This window comes from Microvirga arsenatis (genome assembly GCF_009910705.1).
Lineage (GTDB): Bacteria > Pseudomonadota > Alphaproteobacteria > Rhizobiales > Beijerinckiaceae > Microvirga > Microvirga arsenatis.
Genome location: NZ_JAAAXJ010000016.1, coordinates 52,577 through 71,830, shown reverse-complemented (window position 1 = coordinate 71,830; position 19,254 = coordinate 52,577). Strand labels below are relative to the sequence as shown.

At 63.9% G+C, this 19,254-nt stretch carries 15 protein-coding genes and 1 pseudogene; 10 read left to right on the top strand and 6 right to left on the bottom strand.

Annotation, left to right across the window (positions count from 1 at the left end):
• Positions 1–139 precede the first annotated feature (139 nt).
• Together GR303_RS20205 and GR303_RS24900 are read left to right on the top strand one after the other, a co-directional pair.
• Positions 140–448 (top strand): annotated as a pseudogene (locus GR303_RS20205) (FixH family protein); the annotation flags it as partial.
• Between the two features lie 299 nt (positions 449–747).
• The gene (locus tag GR303_RS24900) at positions 748–1,401 is read left to right on the top strand and encodes a copper-binding protein (protein ID WP_246205710.1); all 654 of its coding nucleotides are present in this window, start codon (positions 748–750) and stop codon (positions 1,399–1,401) included.
• A 179-nt stretch (positions 1,402–1,580) separates the two neighbouring features.
• Here the strand turns inward: GR303_RS24900 and GR303_RS20195 are convergent, their stop codons facing one another.
• Complete coding sequence (locus tag GR303_RS20195) at positions 1,581–2,513, bottom strand: ABC transporter ATP-binding protein (protein WP_161725267.1); 933 nt, start codon at positions 2,511–2,513, stop codon at positions 1,581–1,583.
• Between the two features lie 500 nt (positions 2,514–3,013).
• On the opposite strand from GR303_RS20195, the gene GR303_RS20190 reads away from it, so the two are divergent.
• Complete coding sequence (locus GR303_RS20190; protein ID WP_161725286.1) at positions 3,014–4,324, top strand: family 1 glycosylhydrolase; 1,311 nt, start codon at positions 3,014–3,016, stop codon at positions 4,322–4,324.
• A 333-nt stretch (positions 4,325–4,657) separates the two neighbouring features.
• Here the strand turns inward: GR303_RS20190 and GR303_RS20185 are convergent, their stop codons facing one another.
• The 5 genes from GR303_RS20185 to GR303_RS20165 all read right to left on the bottom strand — a co-directional run bounded on the left by GR303_RS20185 (position 4,658) and on the right by GR303_RS20165 (position 9,867).
• The gene (locus GR303_RS20185; protein WP_343038478.1) at positions 4,658–5,077 is read right to left on the bottom strand and encodes a cytochrome c; all 420 of its coding nucleotides are present in this window, start codon (positions 5,075–5,077) and stop codon (positions 4,658–4,660) included.
• Between the two features lie 149 nt (positions 5,078–5,226).
• On the bottom strand, positions 5,227–6,003 hold the full coding sequence (locus GR303_RS20180; protein WP_161725265.1) for a multiheme c-type cytochrome: 777 nt from the start codon (positions 6,001–6,003) through the stop codon (positions 5,227–5,229).
• Entirely contained in the window at positions 6,000–6,701 is a 702-nt protein-coding gene (locus GR303_RS20175; RefSeq protein WP_161725264.1) for an iron reductase, read from the bottom strand. The genes GR303_RS20180 and GR303_RS20175 overlap by 4 nt, the downstream gene beginning before the upstream one ends.
• 1 nt (position 6,702) lies before the next feature.
• Entirely contained in the window at positions 6,703–8,478 is a 1,776-nt protein-coding gene (locus GR303_RS20170; RefSeq protein WP_246205709.1) for a 2Fe-2S iron-sulfur cluster-binding protein, read from the bottom strand.
• Between the two features lie 465 nt (positions 8,479–8,943).
• A complete protein-coding gene (locus GR303_RS20165) occupies positions 8,944–9,867 on the bottom strand; it encodes a Spy/CpxP family protein refolding chaperone (protein ID WP_161725262.1) in 924 nt (307 codons plus the stop codon).
• 277 nt (positions 9,868–10,144) lie between these two features.
• Here GR303_RS20165 and GR303_RS20160 point away from each other — a divergent pair, with 277 nt between their 5' ends.
• From GR303_RS20160 to GR303_RS20130, 7 genes are all read left to right on the top strand, one after another.
• Positions 10,145–10,867, top strand: coding sequence for a Crp/Fnr family transcriptional regulator (locus GR303_RS20160; RefSeq protein WP_161725261.1), 723 nt, complete (start codon positions 10,145–10,147; stop codon positions 10,865–10,867).
• A gap of 964 nt (positions 10,868–11,831) precedes the next feature.
• On the top strand, positions 11,832–12,086 hold the full coding sequence (locus GR303_RS20155) for a hypothetical protein (RefSeq protein WP_161725259.1): 255 nt from the start codon (positions 11,832–11,834) through the stop codon (positions 12,084–12,086).
• Between the two features lie 243 nt (positions 12,087–12,329).
• The gene (locus GR303_RS20150; protein ID WP_343038477.1) at positions 12,330–13,187 is read left to right on the top strand and encodes a lytic transglycosylase domain-containing protein; all 858 of its coding nucleotides are present in this window, start codon (positions 12,330–12,332) and stop codon (positions 13,185–13,187) included.
• Between the two features lie 256 nt (positions 13,188–13,443).
• Entirely contained in the window at positions 13,444–13,785 is a 342-nt protein-coding gene (locus GR303_RS20145; RefSeq protein ID WP_161725257.1) for a hypothetical protein, read from the top strand.
• 268 nt (positions 13,786–14,053) lie between these two features.
• Positions 14,054–14,482, top strand: a complete 429-nt coding sequence (locus GR303_RS20140; protein ID WP_246205713.1) for a FixH family protein — start codon at positions 14,054–14,056, stop codon at positions 14,480–14,482.
• Positions 14,482–16,002: an efflux RND transporter periplasmic adaptor subunit gene (locus GR303_RS20135; RefSeq protein ID WP_161725256.1), complete on the top strand. Its 1,521-nt coding sequence runs from the start codon at positions 14,482–14,484 to the stop codon at positions 16,000–16,002. Before GR303_RS20140 ends, GR303_RS20135 begins: the two co-directional genes overlap by 1 nt.
• Positions 15,999–19,196: an efflux RND transporter permease subunit gene (locus GR303_RS20130; RefSeq protein ID WP_161725184.1), complete on the top strand. Its 3,198-nt coding sequence runs from the start codon at positions 15,999–16,001 to the stop codon at positions 19,194–19,196. Before GR303_RS20135 ends, GR303_RS20130 begins: the two co-directional genes overlap by 4 nt.
• The last annotated feature ends 58 nt before the right edge of the window (positions 19,197–19,254 follow it).

Below are 19,254 nucleotides of genomic sequence, written 5' to 3'. Positions count from 1 at the left end.
TGATGGGCGAAAACCAGTTGCCGAAGGTGATCGCCGGTGTCAGATTCCAGGACGGCGCCGAGATTACAACGATGCCATCACACAACGTCGCCTGATCAGCCTCGTCACCCAAAATCCGTCATAGCTCTCGGACCACTACACCTTCGAACTTGTGGATCGCGAAGTGAAGCACGGTTCCGGCACAACCATCCTGGTCCGGCTGGTTGATGAACGGACCGGAAAGGTGGTGCCGGACGCGACCTTGTTCATCAGTCGCCTCGACATGTCGCCTCACGGCATGGGCGCAATGGAGGCCCCGCTTGAGCCGCTGCCCGACACGCTGCCCGGCTACTACCGTTTCGAGACCGACCTTTCGATGGTTGGCGGATGGGCGCTGACGCTCGCCGCCAAGCTTCCGGGAGAGACGGATCCGATCCACCGCAGGCTCGTCCTGCAGGCGATCCAGTGACACGCCTGTGAATTCGACGTTTCAACAGGTTTGAGAGGGAGCATAGTCCGTCTCCAGCGGCGCCATTCGATACAAACATCCGACGTAAGTGACGCAATCCCCGTGACGACCGCGCTCCGGCTCCGATTTGGATCTGCGCGCTTGAGAGCGCTTGACACAGACTGGTCTTGCCGATCCCGTCGCATCACCTTGTGCCCGTAATCTCCGTTAGACCCGCCCACATCTCTGCCGTTCCGATGACGCTGAGCCACCCGGGCCGAGGCACGGCAGAACCCTGTTTGCCTGTTACGAGAGCCACCATGACCGGCAACGCATCCACTCGGCGCCTGGGTGTTTCACTCCCGAACGCACAGGGTGGAAAGCGGTCTAACCCGGTGCACGCCAGTATAGGAGAGTTCAATTTACCGATCTCTGGCAGGAAGTTCTGCTTGCACCTTGATCCGGATCAAAGCGAACGCCACGCGGCCTGCTATGCTCATGAGCGCGGCAAACCAACCCGCCTGCTGCAAGTCATCGTCGCTTGTGCAGGTCAGCGCCACGGATCCTGTGGCCGAGTGGAGGTAAGAATGATGTGGACATCGAAACTCAAGTTTGCGCTTTCCCTCGGGGCCGGTCTTGTCATCGCTCCCGGTCTCGGCGTGGCGGCAATGACTAGCATCGAGTGGCTCAGCCGCATGGAGCAGATCGAACTCAGCCGAGGGTCCATGGCGGATCATGTCCATGCCGAAGGAACAGTCCGGGCAGTTGATCCCGGTTCGGGCACGGTCACCATCCTGCACCCGGAGATTGGCAGCGCGGACAAAAGCATCTGGATGCCGTCCATGACGATGGTGTTTCACGTCAGCCGGTCAGAGGTGCTGCGAGGGGTCAAAGCGGGAGACAACGTGAGATTTGAAGCCACGCGGCGCCGGGGAGCCGTGATGGTGACGCACATCACCAAGATTGGCAGATGACGCCCTGAACGGCTTTGCATCTGCCAGAGATGGACAACCGCGGGCGCTCCGCCAGTGTCGGCGACGAGCGTGTTCACGCCTAGGTTGACACCCACCACCGACGGTTGCCCCGCCGAACCTCGGCCTCTTCGGGGATGCGGAGACGAGGCTGACTTGGCCGAACTCCACTCGCGCCTCCATCAGCCCCCCGGGCTGATCACCCGACTCACTTCATCAAAGCGGGCCCGCGCATCCGACCAGGCCTGCGCGAACTCGAACAGCTCGCGCAAGGACGGGTTGATCTCCTTGTATGCGGCAAGCGCTGCAACCAGCGCTCCGACCGACAAGCGGTCGTGGATGACAAGATAGCCGCCAATTGTGAAGAAGAAGAACGGAGTAAGATTGGACGTGAAGTTGAAAAGGCTCTTGAGCCTCGCCTTCAGCTCATTGATCTGGAGCCTGATTGCCTCAAGCGCCGTGATCTGCTGCAACCGCGCCCGGTTGGTCATAGCCAATGACGGCGCAGAGAGTTCTGAGGCGCGGGACAGGGCGGCGCTCAAGCTCCTCGTCACATGAACCCGTTTGCGCACAGACGCATTGATGCGCAATTGGAGCCGAGGCAGGATCGCAAGTTGGACCGGTAGCATCACGACTGCCGCCAGTGCCATCACGGCATCCTGCAGGAGAAGGAAGGTGAGGCTCGTCACAAGCGTGCCACCCTGAAGAATGGGCACGCTCAACATGCTGCCGCCGAAATAGCCGATGGGCTCGCATTCACTGATCGCCACGGCGGTCAGGGCCGGATCATCGGCGCGAGCCTTGGAGCGCGCTTGGGTTCGGACGACAGCAATCCGAAGTCGTCTGACAATCCGCTCGGAAATCCGGCCCTGGGCGACGTTGGCATAGTACTTGATGGTGCCGTTCAAGGCGATGGCGCCTAGGTACCCGGCGCAGAGCAGGATGAGGAGGCTGACCTGATCCAGCTTGAGCTCGAACAGATCCATCTGCGGGCCACCAGCCGCGAGGGCGTGGTTGATGATGTGCTTGGGAAGTTCAAGAACAAGATAAGTCGTCGGAAGCACAAGGGACGAGATCGCGACCAGCTTGAGCTGTAGCCGCAGCGTCCAGCGCACAACCGCCTGCTCCAGAGGTGGCCGAAGTGGCTCCTCAGCGACCACATGCCGGGCCTGACGGCTTGCCGTTAACTTCTCTGGCCATGATAGGAGAGTGGATAGGCGATGGGTGCGCCACTTGTAAGCCATGCCACGTCATCCACATTGATCAAGACATTGCCGCACAACGCGATAACGGCCGCTCGCTATAAACGACGTTGTGGGGCTGCCCCCCGAATAGCTGATGAATGGAACGGAGAAAAGGGTGGAGCAATGCTCACGGGACGGTCGGCTGCCTCCGATGCAGTAGACTTCGCCAAGTCACCGCATTGGTCTGCTCGCACAAGCTTCACGCCAAACTCTCAGTTCGCCGTCCTTCTATCCGACGAGCCTCTTCGAGACGCATCTGGCAGGCCGCCAGGGGGGCCAAGCAGGCTGCAACGGAAGTCCCACGCCCGCGTTAGCGCTCTGCAATGCAAGCTCCCTCCTGTGAGCGCCAGGAATCCAAAGGAGAGACCATGATGGCGGCGCCATGGTTCATGTTCGCGACCGGGATTGAGAACAGCTACCCGACCATCAACAACGGCCGTACCCGGATCGACGAGATGGAGAAGTGCGGCCACTACACGCATTGGAGGACGGACTTCGAGCTGCTCCAGGACCTCGACATCCAGTTCCTGCGTTATGGGTCTCCCATCCACAAAACCTGGCTCGGGCCTGAGCGCTACGACTGGGAGTTCTCCGACCTCACCTTCGGCCATCTGAAGCATCGCGACACTGTCCCGATTGTCGATTTGTGCCACTTCGGCGTGCCGGACTGGATCGGCGACTTCCAGAACCCCGATTTTCCGGAGCTTTTCGCGGACTATGCCCGCGCCTTTGCCAGCCGGTTTCCGTGGGTCCAGCTCTACACCCCCGTCAACGAGATGTTCATCTGCGCCACCTTCTCGGCCTATTATGGCTGGTGGAACGAGCAACTCGCCAGTGACCGTGCCTTCGTGACGGCGCTCAAGCACATCGTCAAGGCGAATGTGCTCGCCATGGCGGCGATCCTCGGCGTTCGGCCGGACGCCATCTTCGTCCAGAGCGAGTCCTCCGAGTACTTCCATGCCGAAGACCCCAAGGCTATCAAGCCTGCGGAGCTGGGCAATGCGCGCCGGTTCCTGTCGCTCGACTTGAACTACGGCCATCCTGTGAGTTCCGGGATGTACGAGTACCTGATGGATAATGGCATGACGCGTGAGGAATATCATTTCTTCCTGCGGCACTCCCCTCTGCGCCATCACTGCATCATGGGCAATGACTATTATGTCACTAACGAGCACCGGGTGGCCGCCGACGGGAGGAGTTGGGCTGCGGGCGATGTGTTCGGCTATGACGACATCACCCGCCAATACTTCGAGCGGTATAAGCTGCCGGTTATGCATACCGAGACCAACATGAACGAGGGGCCGAACGGGGACGAGGCCGTCAACTGGCTCTGGAAGCAGTGGGCCAATGTGCTGCGGGTGCGCAACACCGGCGTGCCTATCGTCGGCTTCACCTGGTATTCGTTGACGGATCAGGTGGACTGGGACACGGCGTTGCGCGAGGACAGGGGCAATGTCAACCCGCTCGGGCTTTACGACCTGGATCGCAACATGCGGGCCGTGGGCCGCGCCTACAAGGACCTGATCCGCTCGTGGAGCGACGTTCTGCCGGCCCAGAGCGTGTGCCTGAATGTCCCGGTCGTGCTGCCGAGCGAAACCGACGAGCCTTTTGTCCAGCGTCGGCGCGACTGGATGCGGCGTTACCATGAGGCCCGGCACCAGCACAGGTCCGGGGAGGTTTGAAAAAGTTAGCTCGCCATCAGGCCCGCTTCTGCTTCGAAACAGTACAAACCTGGGATCCCAGGCCGCTCCGCGGGCGGCACACCGAGAAGCCTCCCCCCATGAAAAGGTCCGCATCCGCCATCCACGCCTCGCGTATCGTGACCCATGTCTTCAAAGTGGCGCTGACGTCCGTGTTTCTGCCGTCCAGATTGTGCGTTCTTCCAACGCCTTCCCAAACCGATTGGCTCTCTAGCCGATTTGTTCAACCATCCGGCGCCGGCGCGCGAAAAAGCCGCCCTTGTGGAAGCCGCTCGCCAGCCCCTGTATGGCTTGCCGGCAACGGTTGCTCTAGGCTTAGCCCCCATGACGTTCGGCCGTGATGCCGTTGGCCTGCTGGACCTCACGAATGTATCGAATAATGGTCTGAAGCTGTGGATCGCTGACTTGCGGCTGCGGAGGCATGTTGCCAAAGCGCCAGTGGTGCTGCCGAACTCCTGACTTCGCCGCCACATAGAAGGCCCCATCCGCGTGGTGGCCCGGATGATAGATGACATGAACGAGGGGCGGACCCCGATCCGTGCCGGCCCCGATTTGCCCATGGCAGCCGGCGCAGTTGGCCTCGTACGCCACCTTGCCAGCGGTAGCGGCTGGTGAGAGGGTCGCTGGCTCCACGATATGGCTCGGCTCCTGAACCTCTCGCCTCATGAGACTCCATGCGACAGCAAGGCTGCCCAGCAGCGCGACCCCAACAGCCAGCCAGGACCAACGGTTCACGCTCCATCTCCTCGACTCCAAAAGATTTTTTCTACCGAGTGGAAGGTTGGTGTACCTGACGCCGGACAAACGTTTTGCATGATAGGTCTACTCTGCCTCCAAGCCAAGTCGTTGGATCAGGCCCGCTCGGGCCGTTCAGCGCAGCTGGCTCAATGGTGCTTGTACCAGCCTGCACCTTTGATGTCGTTCCACGCATTTGTCTTGTGGCAGGCGTAACATTGAGTCACCTGAGCATGCTCCTGACCGGCAATCCTCTGCGACACCATGCTGAAGTGTTCCATGTAATGGCTGGGCGGCGCCTGGTGGCACTGTGCACATTCGCGCGACGTCGGCGACGGGTGTAGGAACGATGCAATCTGCCACGTCGATGTCCCATGACAATCAGCACACCCGCTCCCAAGCAGCTTTTGATGAGGATCCTGGTTGCTGTGGCAGGCGGCGCAGTTGAGCCCCTCCTTCTCTGCAGGTACCGAGACCGGGATGCCAAGGTAGCTTGCGAGGTCGTCGATCATTTGGCGGGACAGACTGGGTTGGCCCTGCAAGGTTCCTGTCGCGTGCCAGCCGATCCGCAAGAGAGCACCATGGTCCATCCTGGTCGGGCGCGAGCCGCCTTGGTGCTCAACATGACAGCCACGGCATTCCTGAACATTGGCGTGAAACGCTGTCGGCTGCTTGGCCAGATCTGCTGCGGCGGATGAGTGGCAGGTTATGCACGTGGCTGCCTCGACACCTTTGGTGGGAGTGTGGCACGTCTCGCACTGGTTGCTCAGGAATGCGTGCTTGCCCGACAGAGGACCAGGTTGGAAGAAACTCCGCCAGCCCGGAACAGCAGCCGATCCCGCATAGTAGAGAGCCGCTGTGGCAGCGAGGCCAACCAGCACCGATGCTGTGATGAAAACTGTATAGAACAGGCCGAGCTTCTTCACGAGAGCCACCGCAATCCATAGTAAATCTGGCCGGCGACATGGAGCGCCAGCAGCACGTACATTACAACCGCGCTAACGACATGGACCACGATCCACCGCATGAAGACCGCCTTTACCGCATCACGCGAACCGATGGCATATTCAAGGTCGGCGATGCCATCGACGAGCTGGAGGATCGGCACACCGGGAAGCGCCGGCGTGCGGGGCGGCGCCTCTTCTGATGCCGCCTGGCGGCCCGCGAGGGCAACGGCGGTCTGATCATAGGCGGAGCGGAGTGTGGCCAGCCGGGACTGCTGCTCCCGCAGCTCGGCTGACACCTGCGGCAGGTAATAGCGGCCGATAAAGCCCGTGACGACAACGATCAGCATCGTGACGACGAGCCCGATCCCAAGCGGGCTCTGGTACTTGTGCCCGGTGTGCAGGATCCCAAGTAGCGCACCAAGCACCCCTGCATAGACGTGGAAGGTCAACAGCGAGCGCACCGACACCATCTTTGTGATGAGGGGCTTAAGCGACGTACTGTACTTGGCAAGCGGATAGACCAGCAGCAGCAGCATCAGGATAGCGGCTGCAATGCCAAGGATGCTGCCGGCGAGACTGCCCGGAAACCGTGGCGAGGTGTGAAGGAGGAATGCCGGCGTCAGGAACAGGAGCAATGTGAGGCCAGCCCCGACGGTGAGCCTTTCGGTCTCGTTCATGTCAGGCATCCACCACCAGGTTGCCAATTGACTTGGCCTGACACGCCAGAATGATGTTCTGCGCCTTGTCCTCAGGCGTGAGGGCCTCCTCGACTTCCATGGTCACCTGGCCCTCCAGGAGCCTGGTCTTGCAGATGCCGCAAGTTCCAACCCGGCAGGAGTAATCGATGGGCACGTCGGCGGCCTCCGCGACCTCCAGCACGCTCTGGTCCGGCGGCAGCGGCACGACTTTGTTCGACTTGGCGAAGCGGATCGAGGCGGTCGCCGGACCAATCGCCGCCGGCAACGCTGCGGCGGGTCCGGCACTCCCGTCGGGTTGCAGTTGGATAGGCTCGGTCACCGTCACCCCGGGCGGGGGCACGGCGCCTTTGGCAGGACCGAAAGCCTCGGTTTTGATCTGACCTCCGGGCACCCCAAGCTCCGCCAGCAGCTTCTTCATAGCCTCCATCATGCCCGGGGGGCCGCACAGATGAACCCGCCGCTTGGCGATCTCGGGCACCGCTTGCGCCAGGAGCTCCTTGGTGATCGGCCCCTCCGGACCCATCCATGAGGTCCCGGCGGCGCGTGCCATCGTGGCGATCACGTGCAGATTGGGGTGCCGGCGCTGAAGGTGCTCAAGCTCATCACGGAAGATGAAGTCGGCCGTCGAACGCGCGCCATAGACGAGGAAGATTTCGCCCGGCCAGGCGATGTCGTTGAGGTAGCGGATCGCTGCCATGAGCGGCGTGATGCCCACCCCTCCCCCGATCAGCACGACGCTCTCCGCTTCCGTCCCACTGAAGGTGAACACGCCCGATGGCCCCATTACGTCGACCAGATCACCGACGGCGACATTGTCGTGCATGTATCGTGAGAGGAGTCCCTGCTCCTCGCGCTTGATGGTGGTCTCGACGTAGGCCGTCTGGGCGGCCGAAGACGCGATGGTATAAGAGCGCCTCACGAGCTTGCCATCGATCTGAGCCGAGTAGGTGAGGAAATGGCCAGGGACGAAGGTGAAGGGAATGGGGCCGCCCTGCGGGCTCCTGAGCCGGAACGTCTTGACGTTCGGTGTCTCGTCGAAGATGGCAGCCACCCGAAGCTGTCCTTTCCACAGTCCGGGACGGCCTAGCGTGCCCGTAGGCACCGGTCCTGCCGCAGCGGTCAAGGAACCGGAGGGAGTGGCCGCCGGCGATGTGACCACTGCGGCTGGCGCTGCTCCAGGAAGGGAGGGCTGCGGTGCGGTGGTCGCCGCGGACGGAGGCGTCGCAGGGATCATCGGAGCCAGGGTGGCGCTCGACAAGCGGTCGACGAGGGCGTTCGCCCGGCGCATTCGCGCGAAATAGATCGCCAGCATGGCGATGGCAAAGGCCGATCCCAGGCCCATGGTCATCACGTGGAGCCAGGACAGGCCGAAGGGGCCCTCGGACGCGTGGACAGGCATTGCGGTGGAGAGATTAAGCTGTCCTTTGAACCAATCCTGGGCAATCTGTGACGGGGCCTTTCCCTCCATAAGCGCCCGGAGCGCCGCCGTGCCGCTGTCCACTTGATTAAGGCCGTCCCGCAGGCGCCGGGCGGCTTGTTCCGCTCCGGCAGCATCTCCTGAGGCATTCGCATGGCGGAGGGCGTTCCCGGCGATTGCGATCTCGTCGGTGCCTGCGCTTATCCGTGCCCGCGCTTGAGCTTCGATGGTGTGTCGCTGCTCGGGGGACAGGGTGGGCAGATCCATGAGGGAGGGATAGAACTCCTTCTGCGGGCTCCCACCCATCATCTCGCCCATGCCGCCCATCATCCCGCCCATGGCACCGCCTTGGGACGGCATTCCAGGCATGGCGGATGGGCTGCCCGGAACGCCTGTGGGCGGATTGCCCGGCGGGGCAGCCGGGCTGGCTGGGGCGGACATGCTCGGGGCGGGCATAGCATCAGGGTGGTGCCCGGCATGGCTGTCTGCCGACTGGCCAGACGCCTGAAGGGCGGACAGGCCAACGAAGGCGGTTGCCGCGACAATCAGGACGAGAGGTGCAGTGAGGGGGCGTTGGTGCATGTGGTGGGAGGAAGAACTCTGTGTCATGAAGTCACTGCCAGCTGATCTTGATTGTCCTTTCGGAGAGCTGTCCCGGGTCGTCGGAGGAGTCATCGCGGCTGGCCACGGCAGGCATTTGGGTCGGGAGCAAAACCGACAGCGCCGCGGCGCCAGGGGGCGCCGCCGCTGCCGCGTCACTCCGGTTCAACTCGGGGAACCAAGGCCTGGACCCACACAGGCCGCTCAGAAGGTGGCCAGGAGCGGCACGACCAATTCTTCCGCCACGTGCTTCTGGTGCTCGTCAAGTCCGGCATGGAGCTGGGCAAAGGAGCTCCGCGCTGCCTTGAGGGCCTCCAGCCGGGCGCCAAGATGGCGCTCGTACTGCTCCAGCCGCATGGTTGCGGTCGCATCGGCTGCCGGGGCTGCCAGCAGCTGCCGGGCCTCGATCAGATGCTGTCGGCTTGAGCGCAGGGCTTCGGCAAACTGGTTCCAGGCCGGTGCTTGCGCGTCAGTGATCTTCAGCTCCGCCTTCAGAAAGGCAATCCGACCCTCGATGCGGTCCGTCATGTCCGCACCGCCTGCGGTCATTCCCGGCATCGTACCGCCCATCGGCGCCGGCGGCATGCGCATCGCGTCGTTGTTCATCATGCCCATCCCGCCCTGCTGGTTGGGCTGCATGCGGCGCATGTTGTCCATCATCATGCCGCCCTGACCCATGGGAGCCATGCCGGTCTGGCCTTGCTGCATGCGCATCATGTTGTCATCCATCATGCCCGTGCCGCCGCCTTGCCCCGACCCACCCTGTGGCATGCCGCCCATCTGGCCCTGCGGCATGGATCGCATGTTGTCGTTCATCATGCCGGAGCCCATCTGACCAGCCTGCCCTGACGGCATTGCGCCAGACCCTGCCTGGCCGCTTGGCGCCATCGTGGATTGCCCGGACGCAGACATTCCGCCCATGCCGCAGCACATGCTCATGCCGCCAGAGCTTTGGCCGGCCGGCGTGCCACCTCCCGCCGGGCTCTGCTGCATATTGCCCATGTTGTCCATGGCAACGACGATACGAACCGGGGAGGGGTCGCGCTGCTCGGCGGCGTGCGCGACCTGTTGGACGGTCACCAAAGCAAGCACCGACACGGCGGCCGCGAGGGCGAAGGAAGTGCGCATGATCGTTTCTCCTATGAAATGGCCGCGCTGCGGCGTCAGAGGCTCTCTGCTACGGTCGCACCATCGCAGCTGAGCCGTATGGCGTCATTGATCCTGATCAATCACCAGGTCCCATCCGCGCTTGGCCACGGCGAAATGCACCACGTCGGCTGGTCAAGGCAGTAGCCGCCGGCACGGCGGCCGGGCGCTTGATCCGGATCAATGCCATCGCGGCCAATTCGGTTCATGCATGAGGAGCTGGCCACTTTCGGCCGTTCCGCTGTCCTGGGCCGCCGCTATGAGTCCCGAACTGAACAACACCGCCCTGGCCGAACCGGTCGGGTGCCTGTGCCCGGATCCCAGGGCATGGCGCCTGGAGGATCTCCCCTGCACCCTGGAGACCGAGGACGAGTCCCGGTCCTTCCTCATCCGTCAGGGAGGCCGGCGGACGGTCGGTCCGAATGAGGCCATCTTCGCGGGTGGTCCAACTGAGAGCCGCTGCTTCCGCGTCCTTGAGGGTGTGGTGCGGCTCGTCACGTTCTTCCCCGACGGCGCCCGCCAGATCGTCCGGTTCGCGTTTCCGGGGGACTATTTCGGACTTACCCATGCCGAGCGGCTCCTGACGGCCGAGGCGGTTTCGCCCGTGGTCCTGCTCGAGTTCGACGCCGGCAAGCTGCAGCGTCTGGGCGAATGCAATCCGCTCCTCGGGCGCCAGCTGGCGAATGTCCTGCGTGCCAGCGCGAGCGAGGCGCTCGACCATGTCGGCCTTCTTGGGCGAAAGGATGCCCGGAAGCGCTTGGCCTTGTTCCTGCGGTTCCTGCACCAGAACATTGGGCTCGGGGACATTGTGAGTGTGCCCATGTCCAGATCGGACATCGCCGACTTCGTGGGCCTCAAGATTGAGACCGTTAGCCGGGCATTCGGTTACCTGCGTCGGCGCCACTTGATCGACGATGTCGGCCGCGGGGTGCTTCGCCTGGACCTGGTGGGCCTCGACCTGCTGATCGATGGCGAGGGCTGATCAGGCTGGCGATGCCCCTGCACCGCGGCGCCAGGTCAGCCCGCTTTGGAGCGGTCGCAAAGAACACGGGTTGAGGAGATGCGGTTCTAAAGGTTGGATCCGTTCACCAGCCCCCGCGTGGCCCTGAACAGGCGCTTGCGATGGCCGCCAAGAGCCCTATGCTGTTGATTGCCGGCCAGTTGATGGCGGTTATAGGAGCAAGTCACTGGACCCTGTGTGGACCCACTTACGCCGACTTGTCGCAAGCCTCATGCTTACGACCGTGACCGCGTTCGTGCTGCACGGCGGGGTCATGGCAGGCCTGCACGCCCATAGTGCAGTCTCCGTTGAGAGCTGGGAGGCGGCCGCCCGCATCAACGGGTCGCCCCAGCCGGATGGCAGAGATGGCCACGGCGCGGCGGGTGTCAGGACGTCGGACATCTGCGCCTGCGCACTCCTTGTGCCTGATCATGACGGGACCGGTCCCAACCATCTCTCTCATTGTGGCACCGTCTGCGGCATGGCCCTGCCTCCCTTTGGTCCTGGCGCCGCGACGGCCACGGCCACAGCCACCAGGCTGGCCATGGTGAGCCAACAGGGCTCTGGCGCCAATCCGGATGGCCTGAAGCGTCCTCCCCGAACCTTCGGCATCATCTGATCGTGCGACCGATCCGGGCCGTGTCGCTCCCGACGACGTGCTCATGAGCCGGGTTTACGCCTAACCCTTGCACGACCCGTCAGCGCGTCAGCCCTCACCGGCACCTGTGCTAGTGAGGGCGGGAGCGTGGGGCCTGCGTGGCCCCAGTCACGACCATTGTTCCTTGCCCATGAATTCGTGCCTGTTCTCCGGAGCTCTGCATTGCCGGACAAGACCGATGACCGCCGCACAGATAAGCCGGCAACCCCCCGCGTTCGCGCCAAAACAGCGGCCGGCCGTGATGGGCGTAACAAGATTGGATTGGGGAGGCCCCCCGGCCGACCCTGCATGCCCAACAGGCCAAGACGCCCGACCGCAGCTCAAGCCTACATCTACTTCGAGTGCCGCTTTGCGCGTGGACTGTTCTGCGCGATTCCAAAGAGCGGCGCGATCCCGGACTTCCTCATTGGCGCAGGCTGGAAGTTCCGCGGCACGCTGGGCAAGCACGGGGACAGCCCAGGCGGCTTCAACGTGCCAGCCGCGCGGGCCGCCGTCCGGCGCGAGGGCTGCTACTTCTTCGTGGCTGCTGTGGACGAAGCCTGAACGCCAATGCCGTCCGTGTGGCAGGAGTGGTGTTCCGCACGGTCTTGCAAAAGCGGACGGACCATCACAGATGCGTCGCACGGAAGGCCGCATGCGGCGTGGTGTCGGTGCGCCCGGTCGCGCTTGAACGGTGCGACACCTGCTCTTCGCGGAGAATGCGCGTGCCTAGGCGTTGCCGTCTTGGCCGAACATGGCCTTCCGTGGTCAGCATGTCCGTCTTGTACACCCCCGCCGGAGGATGCCGTGGGTCGTCTGCTACACACTGCCGCTTGCCTTGCCGCCGTGGTGATGACCGCCGCCGCACAGCCTGCCCTCGCTTCGCCCCACCGGAGCGAGGATCGGTCCGAAGCCGACCGCATCGAGCAGATCATTCTCTCGCTGCCGAAGCCGCCTGTGGTGGAGACCTTGGTCGGCTTGCCGCCCGTCCAACCGAAAGGGCGTGGCTATTATCTGCCGCTGGTCGCCCAGGAGGCTGAGCGCCGCGGGTTGCCGACAGCTGTTGCGGATGCCGTCGTTATGGTTGAAAGCTCCTATAATCCATCCGTCATCGGGACGGTCGGGGAGCTTGGACTGATGCAGGTCCGTCCTGGCACGGCAGCGATGCTTGGCTTTACTGGGCCAAGCGAGGCTTTGGCCGACCCTCAGGTGAACATCCGCTACGGGATCGAGTACCTAGCCAAGGCCTGGCGCCTCACAGGCGGCGATCTATGCCGAGCGCTTATGAAATATCGGGCAGGTCATGGAGAGGAGCGGATGACGCCCCGCTCGATTGAGTATTGCCGGAGGGCCCGGGTTCATCTCGCCGCCATAGGTTCGCCCATGGCCAACCAAGGGGCTGCGGATCCCGTAGGACTTCCAGCTCAACCGGTGCAGGTTGCCTCCGCTCAGCCTCTTCCATTGGAGCACGAGCCTCGCTTGACGATACAGGAGCAGCGCAGGGCAGCTTTCCAGCGTGAGCTTGTCAAACGGTTCATCGTTTCGGTCTCTAACGTTGGCTCACAAAGCAAGGCCGAGGCCGTCAAGCGGACAGCGACGCTGTCCAAGGCTGGTGAGGTGGACATTGGACGGAAACCGACAGTTCCGCTGGGACGGAAGCCTTAGTGGCGTGGCAGGCTTTCGGATGGCGTTGCAGCCACGGCGCCGGCCTGACAAACATAGCCAGACGTTCCCAGGTTCGGCGCTCGTCAACCAAAGGGGCGCGGGACCATGTCAGGCAGCCGTTAGCATGACCAATGTGAACTCTCGTGGAACGAGTAGCTTTGCCATTATCCCGTAACGGACCTTGAAACCCGGAGCGGTATCGATCATGTGATCGGAGGCGGCTTTTCTGAGCGGCCCTGATGTGAAAGTGTTAGGTATGGCACTTTGGGTGGCCCTTTCCCGGTTGCTGACGATCATGGCGGTCGTGAGCCTTGTTGTCGTCGGTGGTTCGTCCGCCGCGTCGGCAGCGGCTGGGTTCAATGCGCCCATTGTGACGACGGCGGATGATATGTCCTGCTGCGACCAGACGCCGCCTGACTGCAGCGACATGAAAGCCTGCCCCTTCGCGGTGCTCTGTATCGCCAAGTGTCCCCAGAACATGCCGACGGCTGGCTCGGCGCTGGTTCGCTCTGCGCTCGCGGCGGAGCTCGCCCCCTATTTCGCGCAACGTGGCGACAGTCTGCCCGCACTGCCTCCGGATCATCCTCCTAAAGCCTAGCCCTGCACCGGCGTCCGCGCCGGATGGTGTCGCCTCGTGACCATGCGTCACGGGGTATGACCGCGCATTGTAAAGCGTCCCTCCGTGGTGCCTGCAATGCCCTCGATATGCATGACTAGGTTACAGACAGATGATTTTCCTCACCAAAGGACGCGCCATTGCGGCCGTGCTCCTGGGGCTCGCCCTAGTTGGCTCCGCCATCCTCGGCCTCATGCTGATGGACCGATCGGCCTTGCCGGCCTGGATCCCCTCGTCGGCAATCCAGGCGTTGCCCGACCGTTCAACCCTCCCAGATTGGGTCCCGCCCTCCTGGGCACAGGCGAAGGCGCGGTTTGGGCTCGCTAGCGCCGGCACGCTACCTCCTGTCTCGACCGCGGAGCTCAAGGATCATGCCTTCGAGCTTGTCCAAGGCGAGGTGAAGCAGGGTGAAGCCACGGTGGATGTGCGCCTCGTCGACAGGCGCTCCGGAACGTCTGTTGCGGACGCAGTGGTTTTCGCGCGGCGGATCGACATGGCTCCCGACGGCATGCCGACGATGACGGCTCCCATCGAGCCGATGCCGTCACCAGAGCCTGGGATCTACCAGTTCAAGACCAACCTCGCGATGGAAGGTGGATGGCAGCTCTCGCTCGCCGCGAAGGTGCAGGGCGAGATCGGTACCGTTCAAAACCGACTCGTGCTCAAGGCGGTGCCGTGATGGATCAGATGACGCGTTTTCATGCGCCCGAACTGGGGGAGCAACGACCCTCAGATGGCAAGCGGGCCCTCAGGCGCATGTTCGTTGCTGTGTTGGTGTTGCTGGCCCTTGCAGCTGGCATGTGGCTCGGCTTCCGTGCGGGCCAAGGCGGTCTCGCCCTGCCTGGCGGGATTGCGCTGCCGAGATGGCTGGGCTTCGCCCCGGAAGGCAATGGCTCTCCTCCGGCGACCGGCCCGATTGCCTATTACCGCCATCCCGATGGCCAGCCTTTCTATTCCGCCGTGCCGAAGAAGACGGAGGACGGTCGGGATTACGTCGCTGTTCGGGTCGGTGAGGACGTGAGCTTCGACGACAAGCCGAAGGACGCGTCAGCCGGACAGAGCGCAGCTGACCAGGCCAGCGGCAAGAAGATCCTGTACTACCGCAACCCCATGGGCCTGCCCGACACCTCGCCGGTGCCGAAGAAAGACTCGATGGGCATGGACTACATCCCGGTCTACGAGGGCGAGGCGGAGGACGGCTCGACCGTTACGGTCTCGCCAGGCAAGCTGCAGCGCACCGGCGTGCGCTCGGAGGCTGTCGAGCGCCGGGTTGTGACCCGTCCGGTCCGCGCCCCCGGCACCGTGAAGCTTGATGAGCGCCGCATCGCCGTGATCTCCCTGCGCTCTGAGAGCTTCATCGACAAGGTCGAGGACGTGACCACCGGCGAGCGCGTGCGCAAGGGCGATCCGCTGTTGCGCCTGTATTCCCCGGACATCGCGGCGGCGAGCGCGCAGTACCTCAGTGTCGTGAACGAAGGCAGTGGCGCCGGACGGCCGCTGGTGCTGGAGGGCGCCCGCCGCCGGCTTGAGAACCTCAACGTGCCCCCGGAGGTGATCGCCGAGATCGAACGCACCCGCAAGGTGCCGACCGCGATCACGTGGTCAGCCCCGCGGGACGGGATCATCCTGGAGCGCAATGCCATCGAGGGCATGCGGGCCATGCCCGGTGACGTGCTGTTCCGGCTGGCCGACATCTCGACCGTCTGGATCCTCGCGGACGTGCCGGAACACGACCTGGGCGCCGTCCAGCCGGGCCAGGCTGTGACCCTCCGGGTGCGCAGCCTGCCGGGACAGACGTTCTCGGGCCGCGTTGACCTGATCTACCCGCAGGTGAACCCAGAGACCCGCACGGCCCGGGTGCGGATCGAGATCCCCAACCGGGACGGGCTCCTGCTGCCGGACATGTACGCGGACGTGGAGTTCGCCACCGGCTCCGGCAAGCCCGTCGTGGCCGTGCCCGACAGCGCGCTCATCGACACCGGTACCCGTCAGATCGTGATCGTCGACAAGGGCGAAGGCCGCTTCGAGCCGCGCCAGGTCAAGGTCGGCGCTCGCGGGAACGGCTTCGTCGAGATCCGCGAGGGCGTCGCCGCGGGGGATCAGGTGGTGACGTCCGCCAACTTCCTCATTGATGCCGAAAGCAACCTGAAAGCCGCCCTGCAGGGCATGACGGCACCTGCCGAAGAGAAGCCCCAATGATCGCCGGTACCATCGCCTGGTCGTCCCGCAACCTGATGCTCGTCCTGATCGCGACTGTGTTCGCCGTCGCGGCGGGTCTGTACGCCCTGCGCAGCCTGCCGCTCGATGCCATTCCCGACCTCTCGGACGTGCAGGTCATCGTCTACACGGATTACCCGGGTCAGGCGCCGCAGGTCGTCGAGGACCAGGTGACCTATCCGCTCACCACCGCGATGCTGACGGTGCCGCAATCGAAGGTGGTGCGGGGCTTCTCGTTCTTCGGCGTCTCGTTCGTCTACATCATCTTCGAGGACGGCACGGACCCGTACTGGGCACGGTCGCGGGTGCTCGAATTCCTCAATGCCGCAGGAAGTCGCCTCCCCGCGGGTGTGACGCCGACCCTCGGCCCCGATGCCACTGGCGTGGGTTGGGTTTACCAGTATGCCCTCTTGGCTAAGGACCTCACCCTGGCGGAGCTGCGCTCGGTGCAGGACTGGAAGGTGCGCTTTGCCGCCGCCAAGGCCGAGGGCGTCGCCGAGGTGGCCGCGGTCGGCGGCTTCGTCAAGCAGTACAACGTCGTGGTCGATCCGCGCCGCCTGCGCGCGCAGGGCGTCTCGATGACCATGATCCGCGATGCCATCCGCGGGAGCAACATGGACGTCGGTGGGCGCACGGTCGAGCTCTCCGAGTTCGAGTTCATGGTCCGCGGCCGCGGCTATTTGAAGAACATTCAGGACATCGAGAGCATCGTGCTCAAGACCGATGCCGGCACGCCCCTGCGTCTCGGCGACATCGCCCGTGTCGAATTGGGGCCTGACGAGCGGCGCGGCATCACCGAGCTCAACGGCGAAGGCGAGGTCGCAAGCGGCATCATCCTGCAGCGCTTCGGGGCCAACGCACTCAACGTGATCGAGAGCGTGAAGCAGCGCCTTGCGGAGGTCCTGCCGAGCCTGCCTGCGGGCACCGAGATTGTTCCCGTCTATGACCGCTCGCAGCTGATCGAGGCCGCCATCGAGACCCTCAAGTACACGCTGATCGAGGAGAGCGTCATCGTCGCGCTGGTCTGCATTGTGTTCCTGCTCCACCTGCGCAGCGCGCTTGTTGCCATCCTGATGCTGCCGGTTGGTATCCTGATCAGCTTCGTCGCCATGAAGATGATCGGGCTCGGGTCCAACATCATGAGCCTGGGCGGCATTGCGATTGCGGTCGGGGCGATGATCGATGCGGCGATCGTCATGATCGAGAACGCCCACAAGCACCTGGAACGGGCCCCAAAGGACAAGCCACGCGTCGAGATCCTGATCGAGGCCGCAAGCGAGGTTGGCCCGGCCCTGTTCTTCAGCCTGCTGATCATCACGGTGTCGTTCCTGCCGATCTTCACGCTGGAGAACCAGGAAGGCCGCCTCTTCGGGCCGCTCGCCTTCACCAAGACCTTCGCCATGGCGTCCGCCGCCTTCCTGTCCGTGACGCTCGTCCCGGCCCTGATGGTGATCTTTGTGCGCGGGCGGATCATTCCGGAGCACAAGAACCCGCTGAACCGCTTTCTGATCTGGATCTACCGGCCGGTCATCCGGGGCGTGCTCAAGGCCAAGGTGCTCACGATCCTCGTCGCCCTCGTGGCGCTCGGCGCCAGCGTCTGGCCTGCGCGCCAGATCGGCTCCGAGTTCATGCCGACCCTGAACGAGGGCACGCTGATGTACATGCCCACCACCTTGCCGGGACTGTCGATCACCAAGGCGGCCGAGCTTCTGGCAACCCAGGATCGGATCATCAAGTCGTTCCCTGAGGTTGCCTCGGTCTATGGCAAGGCGGGCCGCGCCTCGACAGCCACCGACCCTGCGCCAACGGAGATGTTCGAGACGATCATCAACCTGAAGCCAAAGAGCGAGTGGCGGCCGGGGGTCACCATCGACAGCCTCAAGGCCGAGATGGACAAGGCGCTGCAGTTCCCCGGCGTGTCGAACGCCTGGACCATGCCGATCCGGGCGCGCATCGACATGCTCTCGACCGGCATCCGCACCCCTGTCGGCATCAAGGTGTTCGGCACCGACCTTGCCGAGATGGAGAAGATCTCGCGCCAGGTCGAGGCCGTGGTCAAGGCGGTTCCCGGCACATCGAGTGCATTTGCTGAGCGGGTGATTGGCGGCTACTACCTTGACATCACACCGAACCGGGAGGCGCTTGGGCGCTATGGCCTGACCGTGGGTGACGTGCAGGATGTGATCGCCATGGCGCTCGGCGGCGAGATGATCACCAACACCGTCGAGGGCCGCGAGCGCTACAGCGTCAACATCCGCTATCCGCGCGAGCTGCGCTCGAACCCGCAGGCCATCGCCACCGAGGTGCAGGTGCCGATGCCCAACGGGGGCGCCGTGCCACTGGGCGAGGTCGCGGAGGTGAAGCTCAATCGGGGCGCGACCTCGATCCGCACGGAGAACGGCCAGCTTGCGGTCTACATCTTCGTCGACATCACCGGGCGCGATCTCGGCGGCTATGTCGCCGAGGCGCGCCAGGCGGTTGCGAACGAGGTCAAGTTCCCGCCGGGCTACTACGTCCAATGGAGCGGGCAGTTCGAGTACCTGGAACGCGCCGAGGCCCGCCTCAAGATCGTGGTGCCGGTCACGCTGCTGATCATCTTTCTGCTGCTCTACCTCAACTTCAAGCGGCTCACGGAGACGTTGATCGTGATGCTGTCACTGCCCTTCGCGCTGGTCGGCGGGCTGTGGCTGATGTGGTGGCTCGGCTTCAACATGTCGGTGGCCGTGGCGGTGGGCTTCATCGCGCTTGCTGGTGTTGCGGCGGAAACCGGCGTCATCATGCTGATCTACCTGGATCATGCCATGAAGGAGGTGCAGGCCGCGCGTGCGGGCCAGGGCCGCGCCTTCAGCCGCGAGGACCTCTACGAGTCGATCATGGTCGGCGCGGTGGAGCGGGTGCGGCCGAAGATGATGACGGTGGTGGCGATCATGGCGGGCCTGATCCCGATCCTGTGGAGCACGGGTGCCGGCTCCGAGATCATGCAGCGCATTGCCGTGCCGATGATCGGCGGCATGGTCTCGTCGACCGTGCTGACGCTGGTGGTCATCCCAGCCATTTACGCCCTCGTGAAGGGGCGCGGGCTGCCGCGGCGGGGGGACGTGGCCCCAAGCCGCGACGGCAGCCACGAGCCCCTGTCCGCACGCCTCGGAAACGCGCTGCCGCGGGCGGCAGAATGAAAGGCAGGAACGATGCTGCCGATGTGATCTCCCTTCCAGCTCCCCTCGATTTCCAAGG

Coding starts and splice junctions, on each gene's coding strand:
- GR303_RS24900 (WP_246205710.1), top strand. CDS start 748: ATGACCGGCAACGCATCCACTCGGCGCCTGGGTGTTTCACTCCCGAAC.
- GR303_RS20190 (WP_161725286.1), top strand. CDS start 3,014: ATGGCGGCGCCATGGTTCATGTTCGCGACCGGGATTGAGAACAGCTAC.
- GR303_RS20175 (WP_161725264.1), bottom strand. CDS start 6,701: ATGAACGAGACCGAAAGGCTCACCGTCGGGGCTGGCCTCACATTGCTC.
- GR303_RS20170 (WP_246205709.1), bottom strand. CDS start 8,478: ATGGGCGGGATGATGGGCGGCATGGGCGAGATGATGGGTGGGAGCCCG.
- GR303_RS20165 (WP_161725262.1), bottom strand. CDS start 9,867: ATGCGCACTTCCTTCGCCCTCGCGGCCGCCGTGTCGGTGCTTGCTTTG.
- GR303_RS20160 (WP_161725261.1), top strand. CDS start 10,145: ATGAGTCCCGAACTGAACAACACCGCCCTGGCCGAACCGGTCGGGTGC.
- GR303_RS20155 (WP_161725259.1), top strand. CDS start 11,832: ATGCCCAACAGGCCAAGACGCCCGACCGCAGCTCAAGCCTACATCTAC.
- GR303_RS20145 (WP_161725257.1), top strand. CDS start 13,444: ATGGCACTTTGGGTGGCCCTTTCCCGGTTGCTGACGATCATGGCGGTC.
- GR303_RS20135 (WP_161725256.1), top strand. CDS start 14,482: ATGGATCAGATGACGCGTTTTCATGCGCCCGAACTGGGGGAGCAACGA.
- GR303_RS20130 (WP_161725184.1), top strand. CDS start 15,999: ATGATCGCCGGTACCATCGCCTGGTCGTCCCGCAACCTGATGCTCGTC.